Annotated in this window: 15 protein-coding genes; 6 read left to right on the top strand and 9 right to left on the bottom strand. The window is 51.3% G+C overall.

Annotated features, from left to right (window positions below; genetic code table 11):
• The first annotated feature begins 4 nt into the window (after positions 1–4).
• From OIM03_03380 to OIM03_03370, 3 genes are read left to right on the top strand one after another with little or no spacing between them, the layout of a single operon-like run.
• Positions 5–739 (top strand): hypothetical protein, encoded by a 735-nt coding sequence (locus OIM03_03380; protein ID HJI73318.1) that lies wholly within the window; start codon positions 5–7, stop codon positions 737–739.
• Between the two features lie 7 nt (positions 740–746).
• Positions 747–1334, top strand: a complete 588-nt coding sequence (locus tag OIM03_03375; GenBank protein ID HJI73317.1) for a 3'-5' exonuclease — start codon at positions 747–749, stop codon at positions 1332–1334.
• 12 nt (positions 1335–1346) lie between these two features.
• On the top strand, positions 1347–1799 hold the full coding sequence (locus OIM03_03370; GenBank protein HJI73316.1) for a methylated-DNA--[protein]-cysteine S-methyltransferase: 453 nt from the start codon (positions 1347–1349) through the stop codon (positions 1797–1799).
• Between the two features lie 304 nt (positions 1800–2103).
• On the opposite strand, the gene OIM03_03365 is transcribed toward OIM03_03370, so the two are convergent.
• The 4 genes from OIM03_03365 to OIM03_03350 all read right to left on the bottom strand — a co-directional run bounded on the left by OIM03_03365 (position 2104) and on the right by OIM03_03350 (position 9384).
• Complete coding sequence (locus tag OIM03_03365) at positions 2104–2802, bottom strand: HAD hydrolase-like protein (protein HJI73315.1); 699 nt, start codon at positions 2800–2802, stop codon at positions 2104–2106.
• A gap of 70 nt (positions 2803–2872) precedes the next feature.
• Positions 2873–3526, bottom strand: a complete 654-nt coding sequence (locus tag OIM03_03360) for a TetR/AcrR family transcriptional regulator (GenBank protein ID HJI73314.1) — start codon at positions 3524–3526, stop codon at positions 2873–2875.
• A complete protein-coding gene (locus tag OIM03_03355) occupies positions 3523–7821 on the bottom strand; it encodes an acyl-CoA dehydratase activase (GenBank protein HJI73313.1) in 4299 nt (1432 codons plus the stop codon). The genes OIM03_03360 and OIM03_03355 overlap by 4 nt, the downstream gene beginning before the upstream one ends.
• Before the next feature lie 378 nt (positions 7822–8199).
• Complete coding sequence (locus OIM03_03350; protein HJI73312.1) at positions 8200–9384, bottom strand: multidrug effflux MFS transporter; 1185 nt, start codon at positions 9382–9384, stop codon at positions 8200–8202.
• 97 nt (positions 9385–9481) lie between these two features.
• On the opposite strand from OIM03_03350, the gene OIM03_03345 reads away from it, so the two are divergent.
• From OIM03_03345 to OIM03_03335, 3 genes are all read left to right on the top strand, one after another.
• On the top strand, positions 9482–9703 hold the full coding sequence (locus OIM03_03345) for a hypothetical protein (GenBank protein ID HJI73311.1): 222 nt from the start codon (positions 9482–9484) through the stop codon (positions 9701–9703).
• A gap of 347 nt (positions 9704–10050) precedes the next feature.
• Positions 10051–10749 (top strand): helix-turn-helix domain-containing protein, encoded by a 699-nt coding sequence (locus tag OIM03_03340; GenBank protein ID HJI73310.1) that lies wholly within the window; start codon positions 10051–10053, stop codon positions 10747–10749.
• A 29-nt stretch (positions 10750–10778) separates the two neighbouring features.
• Positions 10779–11621 (top strand): IS3 family transposase, encoded by an 843-nt coding sequence (locus OIM03_03335; protein ID HJI73309.1) that lies wholly within the window; start codon positions 10779–10781, stop codon positions 11619–11621.
• Between the two features lie 215 nt (positions 11622–11836).
• Here OIM03_03335 and OIM03_03330 read toward each other — a convergent pair whose 3' ends face one another.
• The 5 genes from OIM03_03330 to OIM03_03310 form a co-directional block, all read right to left on the bottom strand.
• Positions 11837–13141, bottom strand: coding sequence for an S-layer homology domain-containing protein (locus tag OIM03_03330; protein HJI73308.1), 1305 nt, complete (start codon positions 13139–13141; stop codon positions 11837–11839).
• Positions 13142–13542: 401 nt separating this feature from the next.
• Positions 13543–14004 carry a transcriptional repressor gene (locus OIM03_03325; GenBank protein ID HJI73307.1) on the bottom strand — a complete coding sequence of 154 codons (462 nt, stop codon included), beginning with the start codon at positions 14002–14004 and terminating at the stop codon, positions 13543–13545.
• Positions 14005–14280: 276 nt separating this feature from the next.
• Entirely contained in the window at positions 14281–15333 is a 1053-nt protein-coding gene (locus OIM03_03320) for a sel1 repeat family protein (protein HJI73306.1), read from the bottom strand.
• A 204-nt stretch (positions 15334–15537) separates the two neighbouring features.
• Positions 15538–16404, bottom strand: a complete 867-nt coding sequence (locus tag OIM03_03315; protein ID HJI73305.1) for a thiamine pyrophosphate-dependent enzyme — start codon at positions 16402–16404, stop codon at positions 15538–15540.
• A gap of 1 nt (position 16405) precedes the next feature.
• A complete protein-coding gene (locus OIM03_03310; GenBank protein ID HJI73304.1) occupies positions 16406–18154 on the bottom strand; it encodes a 2-oxoacid:acceptor oxidoreductase subunit alpha in 1749 nt (582 codons plus the stop codon).
• Positions 18155–18166 lie beyond the last annotated feature (12 nt).

Below are 18166 nucleotides of genomic sequence, written 5' to 3'. Positions count from 1 at the left end.
CAACATGAAAGTCACAGCAGACGATCGTCTTTTTGAAGAAATCCCCGGCCTTTGCATCGGCATCATTGCCCTTCGCGCAGCCGACAACCGCGGACTGAACCGCGAAGCAGAACTCTTCCGCCGCAGATGCTGCACGGAAGCCAACCTGCTCCTTAAAATGAACCCTGGCATGGCAGATGGAGACATCGCTTCCTACCAGAAAGCTTTTGAAACCCTTGGCGAAGAAGGAAAATCCTCCGCCCTTGAAACTGTCATCCGCGAATACAAGAAAGGCCTCGGCATCGCTGAGGAGGAAGAAACGGACGACGACATTGAAATCCTTTCCGCGCCGAAACAGGCATCCATGGATGAACTGGCAGGCTCGGACATTCTCCCCCGCGTCAATCCGATCATGGACATGGTCCGCGGCGGCATGCTGAAATTCCACGTCGACATCCATGCCTACGATATGGGAAGAAATGACGATGTCCTCAGGATCGAACGCACCGAAAACGGCGCACGCGTCACCCTGGGAGACAAGGTCTCTGAAAATGACTGGCTGACTGACGGCGAAGAAGCAGGCGCTGTCAATGAAGACTCTGAAAATATCCTCGTCCTCATCACAGGCTTCGGGGAAAGCCGCAAAAAGGTCGCTGCTGCAAGAAATGAACTTGCACGCCGCCTGAAATCCGCCTTTGACCGCTCCGTCGAAGTAGGCTGGATCGAAGCCAGCCCGCATGAATTCACCTCGGCTATCTGAGGCATCCATGAAATATATAGCACTTGACTTTGAAACGGCGTACTGGGGCCCCGCCAATGCCTGCTCGCTTGGAATCGTCACAAGCGACGGACACGAAGTCATCGATGAATGGTACCATCTCATTCATCCGCTCAGCCTGAACTTCGATGAAGGCTGCTCGAAAATCAACGGCATCTATCCGGAAGACGTCATCGACGAGGACGAATTTCCCTACTTCTGGAAGGACATCGCCATGCGCCTTGAGGGCGGCATCGTCTTTGCCCACAACGCGCGCTTCGATATGGGCGTCCTTGCTTCTGCCATTGATACATACCAGCTTCCCGACATCCACTTCCGCTACGGCGACACCGTCGTCCTTTCCAGAAAACTCTGGGCGGACCTGCCGAACCATAAGCTGAACACCGTCGCCGAAGAGCTGGGATTCACATTCAACCATCATCAGGCGTTAGATGATGCAAGAGCCTGCGAATACATCGTCAGAAGCGCCATCGAAAAGACAGGCGCCACCGATGCGGAAGCCCTCATGAAAATGACCGGCCAGCAGCTGAAGCGCTTCGCCATCAAGCGCGGCGCCAAACGCCTTCTTGCACCGTGAAAGGAGATCCCTATGATATCCTGTATCCTTGCCGTCCCGTGCGGCCATCTGAAACTGACTGAAGAAAACGGATTCATCACTGCATGTGACTGGACAGAGGAAGCCCCCTTCCCTGCCGAGACCGCGCTTCTTAAAAAAGCAGAAAAGGAACTGGAGGAATACTTCAAGGGAAAGCGGAAAACCTTCGACCTTCCCGTACAGCCCAAAGGCACTGCCTTTGAAAAGGACGTGTGGAGCGTACTTGAGAAAATTCCTTATGGCCATCTTATGACTTATGGGGAAATCGCCAAGGAAATCGGCCGCCCCAAAGCATCCCGCGCCGTAGGAAATGCCTGCGGCAAGAATCCCGTCTGCGTCATCATCCCCTGCCACAGAGTCGTGGGGAAAAACAATGACGGCGGCTATTCTAATGGCATGAAGTACAAGTATGCCCTATGGAAAGAAGAAGGAATTACGAGGAAATAAAGAAGCCTGTACCGAGATGATTGCACATTTCGGTACAGGCTCTTTTTGTGTTGGGGATATGGGATGAGGAAACTTAGCTCATAAAAGATGGAAAAACGAACAACCGCAGCTTTGCTGCGTGGTAATCAGCCCTATCCGCCTCTTTTAGAAAATGAACCCCTTTCGGCGCATCCGCGCCACTTTCCCCTAACGGGGACAGCTAAACCTCGCTTCGCTCGTGGAAAAAGGAAAATCTTGCAATCAGCAAAGCTGTCGGAAATGCTGTATTTTGCCGCTGAAGAAACGATGCAGTTTCCTGTTTCCTTTATCTCTCTCCGCAAAGGAGGATTTTTCTCAGGTTTTCTACGGTGTCGGCTACTTTTTCTGCGCCGGCTTCTTCGAGTTCCTGTCTGCTGCCGTAGCCGTAGGCGACGCCTACGCTGGGGAGGTTGTTGGCTTTGGCGCCCAGGATGTCGTAACCGGTGTCTCCGATCATGACGGTCCTGCCCGCCAGACTTTCTGCATTTCCATTGCCGGAAAGCTGGCCCATGGCTTTGTGGATGATTTCTGCTTTCTGGCCGCGGCTGGCTTTCTTGGTAAGTTCGTCGCCAATGCCGCTTCCGCAGATGACGTCGAAGGCGTCGGTGAAGCCGAAGCGGTCGATGATTTTTCTTACGAAAGGTTCCGGCTTGCTCGATGCGACGGCAAGAACCTTGCCTTCCTTCTTGAGATCATAGAGAAGATCTCCGATGCCGTCATAGGCTTCGCAGTCATAGAGTCCGCCTTCATCTTCATAGAGTTTCCTGAAGGCAGTGACGGCAGTGACGATCTGCTCATCGGTCATGCCGTAGAGTTTTTTCATCTGCACATTGAGAGGCGGGCCGATGAAGCTGTGGAGCTTTTCTGCATCTTCTTCATGAATGCCTGCCTCGCCGAGGCCGTACTTCACGGCTTTGACGATGCCCGGAGCGGATTCGGAAATCGTTCCGTCCAGGTCGAAGAGGTAGTAATTATAAGAGTCCATGGCTCTCCTTTCAGGGAATAAAAGGGCTCCCGGCTTTGTACCGGGAGTCTCTTTTTATGGTTTTCTGTTTTTATTTTACACCGTGCATGATTTCTTTCAAGTATTCTTTCTTCTCGTTCTTCTCTTCTGCATTGTCCAGAAGGATGTCTACATAGCGGCTCAGCGTATCGGAGTCGGTGTAGTTGGATATGAAGGAATCAGCCTTGTTGCTTTCCAGAATGATCGGGAATTCAACGGCGGAGAAAATCTGCATGGCTTTGAGATCCAGATCAGCGGGATCGGTGTATCCGGTAATCTCAGCGATATTCCGGATGACCTTGCTCCAGCACTGGCTGTGCAGAAGTGACAAGTAAATGAAGTACGTATCCTTGGCATCGTCGCTGGAAGGATTGGAGATGGAGCGGAAAAGCGCCGGGTGCTGGCGGGCGAGATGGAAATAGGCAATGATGTACTTCTTCAGCCTTTCCTTCGCCGAGAGCCTCGTATCGTCCAGGTAAGCGACGATGTTTTCCAGATTGCCCATCATATATTCCAGAGCGCAGCCGATCAGTTCTTCCTTCGATCCGAAGTAATAACGGACCGAAGCGATATTGACGTCTGCCTCTTTGGCGATCGAGCGGACGGTCGCCTTCTTGAAGCCTTCCTGCTGAAGAATTTTCACCGTAGCGGCAATCATCTTCTCGCGGACTTTTTCTCCTTTTCCAGTCAGTTTTCTATCACTCATAATGCAGTTCCTTTTCTCAAACTTACGGTCTTTCTGACGAAGGAGAGGTCATCCTTGGATTCACTCTTCTCGGTCAGGGCGCTCATCATCAGTTTCAAGCGGTTTGCCTGGTTGACTTCACTGGCACTGGCATCGCAGTCGAGAGCCAGGAATACGGCTTCCGGATACGCGGAGTGCAGTTTGTGGACCATGCCTTCGCCGGTGATATGGTTCGGCAGGCAGGCAAATGGCTGCAGGCAGACGACACCGCGGCATTCATGATACAGAAGATCGATCATGTCGGCGGTGAGGAACCAGCCTTCGCCGGCGCGGTTGCCGAGTGACAGGTACTGGGATGCTCTCTTGGCCATCTTCTCGATGCTCGTGATTTCATGGAAGCGCTTGGAATTCTTCACTGCCTTTTCCAGCGGCTTTCTGTACCATTCCAGGATGTAGCGGGAGAAGGTATCCTTCAGGTCTTCCCTCATAGAGCCGTCCATGAACTTTCTCTGGAAATGGCTGTCGAGAGAACCGTAGAGGAAGAAGTCGAGCATGCCGCTCGTTTCGGCTTCCCCGCCATTCGCTTCAATCGCATGGACGATATCGTTGGATGCGATCGGGCTGAACTTGACGTAAATCTCACCGACGATGCCGATTCTCGGACGGCGCGAACTGTCGTTGAGCGGCAGGCGGTCGAAGTCCTTGATGATATTGGCAAGGTTCTTCTTGTACTTGCGGAAGGATTCACCCTTGAGGATGGATTCGCAGCAGCGGTTCTGCCAGTCGCGGCAGAGGATTTCCGCGCTGCCCGGTGTCAGTTCATACGGACGCGTGCGGTAGAGGCACTGCTGCAGGGCATCGCCGTAAATGACTGCCTGGACAAGGTTCGTTGCCAGGGACAGCGAGAACTTGAAGCCAGGCTGCGGTTCAAAGCCCTGCGTGTTCAGGGAAATGACCGGAATCTGGGACAGGCCTGCTTCATCGAGCGCCTTGTGGATGAATCCGATATAGTTCGAAGCACGGCACATGCCGCCCGTCTGGGACATCATGAGTGCGGTGCGGTTCAGGTCATACTCGCCCGATTTCAGTGCGCGCATGAGGGAGCCGATCGTGATGATGGCCGGGTAGCAGGCATCATTGTTGACCGAAGCCAGCCCTTCATCGATATCCGCACGGACCGGGGAAAGGACTTTGACATTGTAGCCGGCAGCCCTTGCAGCAGCCTGGATGATCGGGAAGTGGATCGGGGACATTTCAGGAACGAGAATCGTGTAATCCTTGTCGTTCTTCATTTCCTCGGTGAACTGTGCCTTAGGATAATGGATTTCCGGTACGTGCTCGCTGTCCTGGATTCTTTCCTGGATAGCGGCTTTCAGCGAACGGAGACGGATACGGACAGCGCCGAGGTTCAAGCTCTGGTCGATCTTGAGGCAGGTGTAGAGACGGTCTCTCTTGCTCATGATTTCCTGTACCTGATCGGTGACGACGGCATCAAGGCCGCAGCCGAAGGAGTTCAGTTCGACGAGCTCAAGATCCGGATGGCGTGTGACGTAGTCAGCTGCCTTGTACAGACGGCTGTGCCAGGTCCACTGGTTCATGACACGCAGATTCGGGAATTCGCCGCCCACCATGGATACGCCGTCTTCAGAAAGGACAGCCATGCCCAGCTGGTTGATGAGATCAGGAATCGAATGGTTGACCGTCGGATCGACATGGTACGGACGGCCTGCCAGCACGATGCCGATCAGGTGCTTGTCATGGATTTCCTGCAGGATGCGTTTTGTCTCATCGCGGAGCGATTTCCTGTATGCATCTTCTGCCATTTCGCCTGCATTCATGGCAGCTTTGAGTTCATCGCCGGAAATGCCCATCGGCTTGAAGAATTCTTTCAGGCGGCCGTAGAGCTGCTTGGGCGCATGGAGCGGAAGGAACGGATGATAGAATGTGGTCTTGTATTTGGAGAGGACTTCGTCCATATTCGCCTGGATGTTTTCCGGATACGAAGCAACCATCGGGCAGTTGTAGCTGTTCGTGCTGCCTTCGTCCGGGCCCTTGTCGATGCACGGATACCAGATGAAATCCGGATGGTGCTTGGCAAGGTCATAGACATGCGCATGGGCGAGCTTGGCCGGGAAGCATTCGGAATACGAAGGAATCGTTTCCATCGCTTCGGTCGGGATGTCACGCAGCTGTTCGCTGGATGTGACGACACGGTAGCCGAGCTTCGTGAAGAAAGCATGCCAGTACGGGAAATCTTCGTACATGTTCATCGTACGCGGAATGCCGACGGTGCCCCTCTTGGCCTGGCCCGGTGTCAGGGACTTCCTGTGCCAGATCTCGTCGTACTTCCAGCGGTAAATATTCGGGAGCGTGGAATGAGGAGCACTCTTGCCGGTCAGCATGATGGCAGCGCCTCTTTCGCAGCGGTTGCCGGAAACGAAGGCACGTCCGTCGCTGAAGCGGGTGATTGTAACCATGCAGTGGTTGCCGCATCCCGGGCAGCGTTTCATTTCATTCGTCAGCGACAGGCTCTTCAGTTTTTCAGGGGTGACGAGCGAGGTCACATGGCCTTCCGGACATTTATCTTTTGTAATCAGCGCAATACCGTAAGCGCCCATCAGCCCTGCGACATCCGGACGGATGACGTGGCAGCCGAGGAGCAGTTCCAGTGCGCGGAGGACAGCATCATTATAGAACGTACCGCCCTGGACGACGACCTTGTTGCCAAGATCAGCCGCTGTGCGCAGGCGGATGACTTTGTACAGCGCATTCTTGATGACGGAATAGGAAAGGCCGGCAGAAATGTCTGCGACCGATACGCCGTTCTTCTGCGCTTCACGGACACGGGAGTTCATGAAGACCGTGCAGCGGGAGCCTAGATCGACCGGGTGCCTGGCTGTCAGTGCGATGCGCGCGAATTCCTTGACGTCCATGCCAAGGGACTGTGCAAATGTATCGAGGAAGGAACCGCAGCCGGAGGAGCATGCTTCATTCAGAAGAATGTCATCGACAGCGCCGTCCTTGATGCGGCAGCACTTCATATCCTGGCCGCCGATATCCAGAATCGTGGAAACATCCGGCAGGAAGTGCTTGGCGCCTCTGTAGTGCGCCATCGTTTCGACTTCGCCTACATCCGCTTCGAGCGCTCTCTTGATCAGCTCTTCGCCGTAACCGGTGACACCCGCGCCGCAGATGACGGCTTCCTTCGGGAGCTTGTCATAGAGGTCCGTCAGAATCTTTCTGGCACCGTTCAGCGGAGTACCCTTATTTCCTGCATAGTATTCATAAAGGATATTGCCTTCCCTGTCGAGAAGGACAGCCTTGATCGTCGTGGATCCGGCGTCGATACCAAGCCATACCGGGCCCTTTGCCTGGGAAATATCGGCTCTCGGCGCATGGAAACGAGCATGGCGTTCCTTGAATTCCTTGTAATCTTCTTCCGTTGCAAAGAGCGGCGGGAGCGTCTTGGCATTGCCCAGATCAGACTCTTCCGAGTTTTCCACCTTCGTCAGCCAGCTGTCAAGATCGAGCGGCTTGTCGTGGCAGGCGGAAACAGCAGCGCCGATAGCGACATACAGTTCGCCGTGTTCCGGAACGATCATATCCTCGTCCTTGATATCCAGCGTCTTCTGAAAACGTTCGCGAAGAATCGGCTGGAACGTCAAAGGACCGCCAAGGAATGCCACCTTGCCGTGGATCGGGCGTCCGCAGGTCAGGCCGGAAATCGTCTGATTGACGACGGACTGGAAAACGGACAGCGCAATGTCTTCATGAGAGACGCCTTCATTCAAAAGCGCCTGGATATCTGTCTTGGCGAAAACGCCGCAGCGGGAAGCGATCGGATAGATTTCCTTCGCCTTCTCCGCCATCTTGCCAAGGCCTGCTGCATCGACAGAAAGAAGAGATGCCATACGGTCGATGAATGCGCCCGTGCCGCCTGCGCATGCGCCATTCATACGCTGATCGACACCATTTCTCAGGTACGTGATCTTCTCGTCTTCGCCGCCCAGCTCGATGATGACATCCGTATCCGGATTGAACGTGCGGATTGCCTTCGTTTCCGCCAGGATTTCCTGACAGAAAGGCAGCCCCATCATCTTTGCAAGTCCCATGCCGCCGCTTCCGGAAATGGACGCGGTGATACGGTAACCCGAATAATCCTTCTGAAGTTCCTTCAAAAGGGAAATCGTCGCACTTCTGATATCGGACATATGACGCTGGTACCGTCCGAAAAGCAGTTTCAGGTATGGCGACAGGGCCACGACTTTGACCGTGGTCGAACCTACGTCGATACCGACATGGATAACAGGTTTCATGGAATAACCTCCTGGACTCTTCCGGAGTCTTTTTGGCCCGCTCCCAATTGCGGGTGTTGGGAAAGAATTCCCTATACGAAATAATGATTAGTGTTTATAATCATACGATTGATTTGTTCGATTATATTTTACCACTTTTTTAACTTAAGAACAACGGAAGAAAATCATACACGTGTTTATAATTCATACATTTTTTCCGACAAATGCGGACAAAATGATAGATAACTCATAGGATACTATGAAAAGAGAAAAAAAGATACAGGACTGAAAAAATATTTTTATCAGCCTGTATCTTTTTTAAATGAAAATTTTGGATCCGTTTGATTTTAAATTTTTCTTTCCGTTTTTGAGTTTCCCTCAAAATGCATGAAATTTCCCCTATTTCATCTCTTTGGCATGCGCCGGCGCAATCCTTGTGTAGAACATGATGACAGCCAGCACATAGCAGACGACCATGATGATGCCCATCGGAAGCGCCGTCTGATCCCCTGCAATGCCGACGACCGGCATCATGACACCGCCAAGAATCATGGAGAAAAAACCGATCAGCGCCGATCCGCTCCCTGCATTTTCACCGCAGCGCGAAAGAGCCAGCGATACGGAAGCCGCGCCCATGACAGAAAGCGGAACGATTGTCACGAAAAGGACGGGAATCGTGTACCAGATTGGCGCCTTCATAATGATGCCTGCCAGGAGGAATAAGGAGCCGATGAGCGGAATCAGGATGGAGTACTTCAGCATGACCACCTCGCGCACCGTCCCTGCCAGCCTTGCCGGCAGCGCACCGATCAGCATGAGGCCCACGCCGATGCCGCCGAAAATATAGCTGTACTGCTGCGGGGTGACATGGTAGATGTTCTGGAAAAGGAAGGAAGAACCTGCGATATAGGAGAAGAAAGCGCCGAAAACAAAGCACTGCACCAGGCAGTGTCCGAAGAAATAACGATTCTTCACCAATGTGCCGAATGCCTTGAACCCGTCAGAGAAACGGCGCACGCGATCCGTCTTCTTCAGCGTTTCCTTGTACGCCATCGTCGCCATGATCTGGATGATGCCGACAGCCGTCAGCACGAAGAAAATGCCATGCCAGGACGTGAAGAGAAGAATCTGCCCGCCAAGGACAGGCGCCGCGATCGGAGCAAGACCGTTCACCATCATGAGAATCGCCATGAAGCGCATGAGCTCCGGCCCTTCGCACACATCCCTTGCAATGGCGCGGGAGATGACGATGCCGAAAGCCCCTGAAAGTCCCATGATGAAACGGAAAACAAGGAAAACATAAATATTCGTGCAGACAGCGCAGACAGCCGATGCAATCGTGAAACCGCCCATACCGATGAAAAGAGGCACCTTGCGTCCCATGCGGTCACTGACCGGCCCGCCAAGGATCTGTCCCAGCGCCATGCCAATCATCGTCATCGTCAAAGTCATCTGCGTCATCGATGTGGAAATGGAAAAATAAGAGGACAACTCCGGAAGCGACGGCAGGTACATATCCGTAGACAGCGGCGCCATCGCAGACATCACTCCCAGAAAAATTGTCAGAAACGTCAAAGAATTCATCAAACTCCCCTTCCTGCTGCCAAATAAAAAACTCCGTCTTTGTATACGGAGTTCGCCTGAGACCCGGGCCAAGCCCTGCCTCGCTCTGCCAAGCAGCATGCAATTATCAGTTAGTATTATTATATATTTTAAAAAATATTTTAGAAATTGGCAAGAGGGAGTTTGGGATGAGGTGAAGGAAAATACAGAAATGGGAATGTTAAAAGATGAAAGATTAAAAGATGAAAACCATACAACCAGCCTGACATCTGACGGAGATGAACTTCATCCGGTCCCTTCGGGACCACCTTCCTCTACGAGGCAAGGTCAAACACCCTGAGCGATGATGCTTTGCGTCTTTAGAAAATGATGTTTTCGGCGCATGCGCGCCACTTTCTCTTACGGAGACAGCTCTGCGAAACAACAAAAGAACTCAGTTCTTATTTGTTTTAAACTTATATAGCTTTGCTTTGAAGAAAAACAAAATCATAAAACCAGCCTAGCGGCTGGGGAAATGCAACTCATCCGTCTCATACACTAACTTATGAGCCATTTATGGCATTACCATTATTGGCAACTGGTATATGAGACACCTTGGTATGATTCAACAAGAAAGACAGAATAATATCATAAATATATTAGGAGGTCATTCTTATGCCATGTAAAACCAAAGCGTCCCCGGAGGAAATGTTAGACCAGATTGCTTCATATCTCTATCAGGGTGTTACGATTACCCAGGCAGCTGAAAATCTTCATATGAGCCGCATAACATTCAGGAAATGGGTCCTCCGGTATAAAGAGGAGGGCTTTAAGGGATTGCGGCCCAGGCAGCATTTGTCTTACTACTCCAATCAGATGAAGATCCAGGCCGTAAAGGAATATCTTAAAGGCGGTGTTTCCATGCTTTCCGTCTGTGCCAAATACAGAATTTCCGGCACACTCTCCCTTAAAACATGGATTGAGGCGTATAATGAGCATAAGTTGACAGACCTCGTTTCTGAAGGAGGAGATCTTATGGGCAAACGCCAGCAATCGGTCAAGGAAGAGCGAGTCAGAATCGTTCAGGAGTGCATCGCCAGTGGATGCGATTATAACAAGATAGCCAAGAAGTACAACATGTCCTACCAAACGCTCTACACATGGGTAAAAAAGTTCAAGGAAATGGGCGAAGTTGGTCTTGAGGATTACAGAGGAAAGCCGATCAGGCTCCAAACGCCCCGGACCGAAGAAGAACAGCTGCGTCAGGAGAATGCCAGACTTCTTGAAGAACAGAAGGATCTTATAGCAGAGATTGCCCTGCTAAAAAAAAAGATGGAGATAGAGGAAAGGTTGCGTTCCTCGAAGGATTCAGCCTTACTCACCTTCTCAGAGATTTTAAAGCCATAAAAGAAGTCCATGAAGAAACCAACATCTCCATAGAAAGTCTCTGCCGACTCTCAAAGGTCTCCCGGGCAGCTTATTACGGATGGCTGAATCATATTAAGAGCGGCCGTGAACTGCTGAGAGAAAAGGTCGCACAGGAGGTCATGAAAACCCATCAGGAATATCCGGATATGGGATACCGCCGGATTAACGATTGGATCAAGAAGGATGACAACATCAATATAAATGTAAGCGACAGTCTGGTTCTTCGTATCATGCGGATACTTAATATTAAGTCCGTGATCAAGTACAAGACCGATGGTTGCACTCGTAACGCAAAGGATCCAAAGTACATTTTTGAAAACCTGCTGAACCGTGACTTTGATGCCGGCGTGTCCAATGCAAGATGGATGACGGATGTCACTGAATTCAAGTACACAACTGCTGATGGAGTTTTGCACAAGTTATATTTAAGCGCGATTATTGACGGCCATGATCGCCGGATTGTCTCTTATGTCATCGGCGACAGGAACAATACTGCACTGGCTTTTGAGACAATGGAAAAGGCACTTAAAGAGAATCCTGGAGAACATCCAATGATTCATACCGACCGCGGATTCCAGTATACAAGCAACGGATTCCATAAGATTGTTGAAAAAGCAGGACTGGTTCACAGCATGTCCCGTGTAGGCTGCTGTGCAGACAACGGTCTGATGGAAGGGTTCTGGGGAATGCTGAAGCGCGAACGTTACTACACACGTAAATTCACCAGCCGTAAAGCAGTGGTAAGCATGATCAACGGCTACATCTACTTCTACAACAACAAACGCATTCAGCGCAAATTACATCTTTTAGCTCCAATGGAAGTATTCAACGCAGCTCCAATGGCTGCATGATTAAGATTAAAGTACGATTAGATTTTTTATGATATTTATTTGTCTGTATTAACAAATCCGCACCACCTTCTCCTTCGGAGCAAGGTTAAGACCGGCCTGCGGCCCTTCTTCCCCATCTGGGAAGACGAGTAACACCATGCAGCATCGCTGCTTACGGATATTATCAAATTTTCCCAACAAAAAAGACTCCCGAAGGAGTCTCTTTTGGGTTTTAATTAGAAGGAGTAGTTGAGTTCTACGCCCCATGCGTCGTCCGGATCTTCGACAGAAGAGCCGTTGATTCCATCCGCCTTGCCTGCGAAGTTGTAGTAAGCGTCGAGTTCTACGTTCTTCTGAACTGCTACGCCTGCACGTGCTACCCAGAACTTCACGTCTGCGTTGTTGTCCATGCCGTAGTCGAGCTGATCGGTCAGGTCGAGGGCGGAGTTGCCGAGCAGGTAAGAACCATAATCAGCATCTACATAGTGAACGCCGAGTGTCCAGGTGCCTGGTTTTTCGACGTCAACTGCGCCGTAGGTCAGGCCTGCGGTCCACATTGCTGCATGACCGTTGCCATGATTGAAGCGGGTCTGTACATAGTCGCCGTCGAGAGCTAAATCGCCGCCGAGACCAATGCTGGTGCCTGCGCCCCAAACATTAGCTTTAGAGCCTTTAAGATCTGCAAAATCTGTGTTCACCTTATGGGTTGGTTTCAGGTAGAAAGCAGAAACGTCAGCGGTGTCGCCGAGGTGTCCGGTCAGTTTTGCATACCAGTTTTCAGTATCTTTCTTAGCATCGTAAATGCTAGATGCATTGCCTTCATAACCAGAGGTCAGGTAGCCATAGCCTGCTTCGATGCCGAAGGAACCGTTGTCCCAGCCTGCGGAAATACCGTCATAAATGCCGTCTTCATCCCAGAATACGCCGGTCTGGTCAAGAGCTACGCCCTGACGGCCGATGGATACGTGGGTGGCATCATTCGGTGTCCACAGTGCGAAGATGCGGTCCATGGTGACGTCCTTGTCATCGCTGTCTTTGAAGTCCATTTCGGAAACAAGACGGCCGTTGATGGATACTTCATCATTGACCTGGCCGGATACGTTGATTCTCATACGGCCTGTCCATGCATCGCTCTTTGCATTGTCAGAGTCAATGTTTCTCTGGTACTGCATACGAGCATCACCGGACCATGCGAGGTTGCCAACTTTCTTTTCGAGGTTGGATACGCGAACACCCAGGTTTGCGAGTTCGTCAGCATATTCGCCAGCGAGTCTGTCAAGAGTTGCACGCTGTTCAGCGTTCAGCTGATCTTCTTTAGCAAGCATGCGGGCAATGATCTGAGCCATTTCATAACGGGTGATGTTTCTTTCGCCTTTGAAGGTGCCGTCCGGATAGCCTTCAACGACGCCCTGTTCGGACAGGGATTCTACTGCCTGATATGCCCAGTCATTCGGGGTCACATCAGAGAATGGGTTTGCTGCGTATGCGGATACGCCAGCGGAAAGTGCTGCGACAGCAGCGATTGCGAGAATCTTTTTCATGCTTCTCTCCTCTAAAAGTAACTTCGTCCCAAATAATTTTCCGGAAGAAGCTTTGCTCGAGTGACCGTGTTTCCTCTGCCGCTTCCCCGGTTCCCTTGGCAGTATGTGGGACAATCTTAACTGCCTGTCTCATCTTACCACTATTATTAGAATTTGACAATAAATTTATTTGTAATATCTTATTTTAATATAATTTTCCATTATAATTATGTGCGTTTCCTATTAGATATTCTTAGATGGATCGTAAACTGTAGGAAATACTCGCAAAAACCATTGATTAGCGAAGAAATAGAGTCCGCTGGAACAGAGGAAGATTAAAACGATACGGGCAGCGCTCAGCGGAGCTCCCGCATGATGATTTTCCCCAACAAAAAAGACCGGATTTCTCCGGTCTCTGTTTGTCAGGCGTTTGCACTTCTGAGTTTTTCTTTGAAAGCTTTGTCTTTTCCTGTAGCGCGGCAGTCGCGGCAGTAGCCGTAGATTTCTACTCTGGGTTCTGCTGCTTCGAAGCCGTATTCTTCGTCGAGGACTTCTGCATAGTCGGACTGCAGTCCTACGTCTACCGGGAAAATCCTGTGACAGGACAGGCAGACCGCATGATGGGAAGGAGTTCCGTGTGCGTATTCGTAGCGGATCAGGCCATCAGCCAGCATGGTGGAACGAAGCAGTAGGCCGTTTTCAGCAAGAGCTTCACAATTTCTATACACCGTGGACAGGGACAGACGCATGTCCTTTCCACGAACGGCTTCATATACTTCTCCTGCTGTGAGGGGCAGGCTCTTTTCCAGCACTTTCAGAATCATTACACGTGCTTTCGTCCTTTTTAAATGCTTTTTCACTAAAATTTCTTCAAAGCTTCCCATAGCGGCTCCTTGTTTCTTGTTAATCAGGGTTTCTCAAAAATTCAGCAAACTATTTGTATGTTTTTGGTTTTAAATTATATAGTATGCTATACATTTCATATTATAAGGTCTTTTCCCGTTTTTTCAAGTTTTTTCTTGCGTTTTTACATACACTCAATAAAAGTTGTTAGAAAAAACCGCGCTGGGAACGCGGATTTCTTCTTCACGGAATACCTTGAAATGAAAAGAGAGGATACAGAAGGATTCCCCCTCCGCATCCCCAGTCTCCCGTTCTGCTTACTGCAGTTCGTACTGATAGTCTTCGCGGAGGACGCGGATAGCGCCTTCGTCACCTTTCATAGCGGCTTTGATGAGCCAGGCCATGGCCTCTTTCTCATCTTTTTCGCAGCCTTCACCAGCAGAAAGTGCATAGCCGTAGTGAGCCATACCGAAGGCATCGCCTTCTTCAGCGGCTTTCTTGTACCAGGAAACAGCTTTTGCAATGTCCGATTTTACACCAATGCCGGCTTCAAGGCAAAGCCCCATTGCGGAATACGCAGCAATTATACCATTTTTTGCCGCTTTCTCATAGCTTGCATACGCTTCTTCCTGATGTCTGCCTGTTTTGGTATAGGCATCGCCCAGACGGTAGTAGACGTCCTTGTCACCGAGTTCTTCGGCTTCCTTTGCCATGGCTTCCGCCTTTTCTTCGTCGACTACGCCTGCCTGGCCGGTGACATATTCAGCACAGGCCACGGAAAGAAATACGCGCAGTGTAGCATCACCATCGGGATCTCCCTCTTCACGGCCTTTTCTGATCCACATTTCCGCAGCGAGCAGGTCCTTGCGGACACTGGTCCCCTGCGCATAGAAGAGGCCGGTCATCAGCATGGCGGCGGTGTCTCCCCTTTCGGCTGCCAGGAGGTAGTACTGGAATGCCTTTTCAGGACTGACACGGCCAAGCATGCCTTCGTCGTAGAGTTTTCCCAGAAGGGATGCAGCTTCGGCGCTTCCGTCATCGCTTGCGCGTTCAAGAGAACGCCTTGCCTTCCTCGGGTTCGGCTTCCCGCCATTGATGCCCTTCATATACATTCTGCCAAGGAGAAGGTTCGCGCGGGAAATATCGTAACTGGCTGCGATCTTCCAGCAATTTTCCGCCTTTGCTTCATCTTTGGAGACACACTCTCCTTCTTCCAGCTTTTCACCAATCTGACAGATTTCCTCGGCTGCTTCTCTGGCGCCGAGATTGGCGGCTTTCCTAAAGTAGGTGACAGCATCATCGATACTGCCGGTATGGAGGCAGTCCTGCCCCATCGAGTAGTAATATTCCATCATTCTATCTGATGCCATTGGTTCCGCTCCTTTTCTTCTTGAAAGTATCGCTCCCGCCTTTTCCGGATTGACCGCTCCTGCCCGAAAAAATGCATTGGCAAGGCGGCTGAGGGATTGCCCCCAGCCGCCGAATCGCCAGTGATTCTTATACCGTGATGAAATTGGCTTTGCAGAAAAAGTCAAAAGCAAATCGCTTGCAGCCTGCTCATGCAGGTCTTTTTATTATCTGAATTCCTTGCAGAGGTCTTTGAAGAGTTCTGCAGATGGTTTTTCTACGTGGTCGATCAGGCGTACGTCCTTGGACGGTACGATGTCGCCGAAAGGAACGGAGTCCTTTTCTTCGTAAATGACGCCGGTCACAAGGCTGTTCGTTTCGCCGAGCAGTTTGTATGCAGCTGCTTTGCTGGACGGATCATGATCCGGTGCTACGTCTTCCATCTTGAGCAGGTGTTCATTGTACCACTGAACGGTGTTCAGATGGTTGAATGTAACGCATGGTGTGAAGATGTTGACATAGGAGAAACCTTTATGGTCGACAGCTCTTTCGATGACGTCGATCATAGTCTTGCTGTCGATAGCATAAGCCTGTGCTACGAAGGTAGCGCCGGCAGCCAGTGCCATAGCCGGAGCATCGAGCGGAGTCAGCGGGTTGCCGTCCGGGGTTGTCTTGGTAACAAAGCCCTTTTCGGAAACCGGAGATGTCTGGCCCTTTGTCAGGCCGTATACCTGGTTATCGAATACGAGGTATGTGATGTCCATATTTCTCTTGATCGCATGCATAGCATGGCCAAGGCCGATGGCGTAGGAGTCGCCGTCGCCGGAGCAGACGATCATGTGCTGATCCTTGTTAGCACATTTGATACCCTGTGCGAAAGGAAGAGCTCTGCCGTGCGTCGTGTGGGCGCCGTAGCAGTACTGATAGCCGCCGATACGGGAGGAGCAGCCGATGCCGGAAATCAGGGTGATATCCTCATTGGCCCAGCCCTTCTTGGCGCATACAGCGGAGATGGCGTTCTGAATGCCATAGTCGCCGCAGCCGGGGCACCAGTTCGGTACGATTGTATTTTTATAATCTCTCGGTGAAGCCATATCAGTATACCTCCTCAGCTTTCTTTACAATCGTGGATGCCAGGAACGGAGTTCCGTCATACTGCAGGAGAGACAGGAGCTTGTCGTGGCAGGCGAAATTGATGGCGAAAAGTTCACGCAGCTGCGCGGTGAGGTCTTCTTCTACGATGAGGACCTTCTTTGCGCCATTGATGTAAGGAGCGAGCGCTTCGGTCGGGAATGGAGAGAGAAGTCTGAGCTGGAGGTGGTTGACCTTCTTGCCCTGTGCTTCCAGTTCTTCACGAGCTTCTTCGATTGCGCCGTTTGTGGAGGTGACGCCGACCAGGAGCAGATCGCAGTCGGTATCTTCATGAGCCACGGTGAATGGCTGGATAGCTTTAGCCACACCAGCGAATTTCCTGTGACGTTTGTTCATTTCCATGACGCGGTCAGCCTGACCTTCAGCCGGTTTGCCGAATACATTGTGTTCGAGGCCGGTGGAGAGGAACATGCCGTTCTTTACGCCAGGAATCGTTCTCGGGGAAATGCCGTCTTCGACATCTTCGAAACGATGGAAGTATGCTTTCTTTGCCGTATCAAGTTCCGGCAGGCCTTCAGTGACGAGCTTGCCGCGGTTGATAGCGATGCGGTCCGGATCGAAAGCCGGTACGGACTGTTTGCACATGCCAAACTGCAGGTCGGAAAGGAGAATGACCGGAGTCTGGAATTCTTCAGCCAGGTTGAAAGCTTCCTGAGTGATGTAGTAGCAGTCTTCGATAGAAGATGCAGCGAGGACGATCTTTTCAGCATCGCCATGGCCGGAAGCAATCGCATAGCGGATATCGCTCTGTTCTACCTTCGTAGCCATGCCCGTGGACGGGCCTGCACGCATAACGTCGATGATGACGACCGGGATTTCTGCCATAGCTGCCATGGAAATGGATTCAGCCATGAGGGAAAGCCCTGGGCCGGAAGTAGCGGTGAAAGCACGAACGCCGGCATAACCTGCGCCCATAGCCATCATGCAGGAGGACAATTCGTCTTCCGTCTGTACGACTGTGCCGTTGATCTTGTGTACGACTTTGATCATGTATTCCATGATTTCAGAAGCCGGGGTAATCGGGTAAGATGCCATGAAACGGGCACCTGCGGAAATAGCGCCGAGGGCTGCTGCTTCATTGCCGAGCAGGTACAGCTGATCTTTCTTCGGAGGAGTTGCCAGAGCACCCAGAGATACGCCCTGCAGCTTCTCGATAGCTACATCATAGCCGTCCTTGAAAATCTGTTTGTTCTTGGAAACGATTTCTTCGCCCTTCTTACCGAAGCGTTCAGCGATGAAACCATAGAACGGGTCTTCCGGGAATCCCAGAACGCCTGCGCTCATGCCCAGTGCAGCGATGTTCTTCATCTGCATGCTGCCGTACTTTCTAGCCAGCTCCGTGATTGGAAGCGCCAGGAAGACACAACCGGAATGTGCGTCAAATTTCGGGTGGAATGCGTCATCAGCAATGATAACGCCGCCCTTCGGAACTTCATGACCGTGAAGGTCGATAGTCTCCTGGTCCAGGGCTACCAGGCAGTCTACATGCTCACCGATCGTAGCGACTTCTTTCGTTGCGATACGCAGGGCAATCGTTGTATGACCGCCCTTAATGCGGGATGCGAAGAGACGCTGGCTGAAAAGGGAATACCCTTCCTGTGCCAGTACGCGTCCGAGAATTTCGCCGCAGGATTCTACGCCCTGACCCTGCTGTCCGCCCATTTTCCAAATAAAATCACGTTTCGTTTCCACTCCATCTGCCTC

This window comes from Veillonellaceae bacterium (assembly GCA_025992895.1).
Lineage (GTDB): Bacteria > Bacillota > Negativicutes > Veillonellales > Dialisteraceae > Dialister.
Note: the sequence above shows the minus strand (reverse complement) of the source record. Positions and strands in the feature narration are given on the sequence as shown.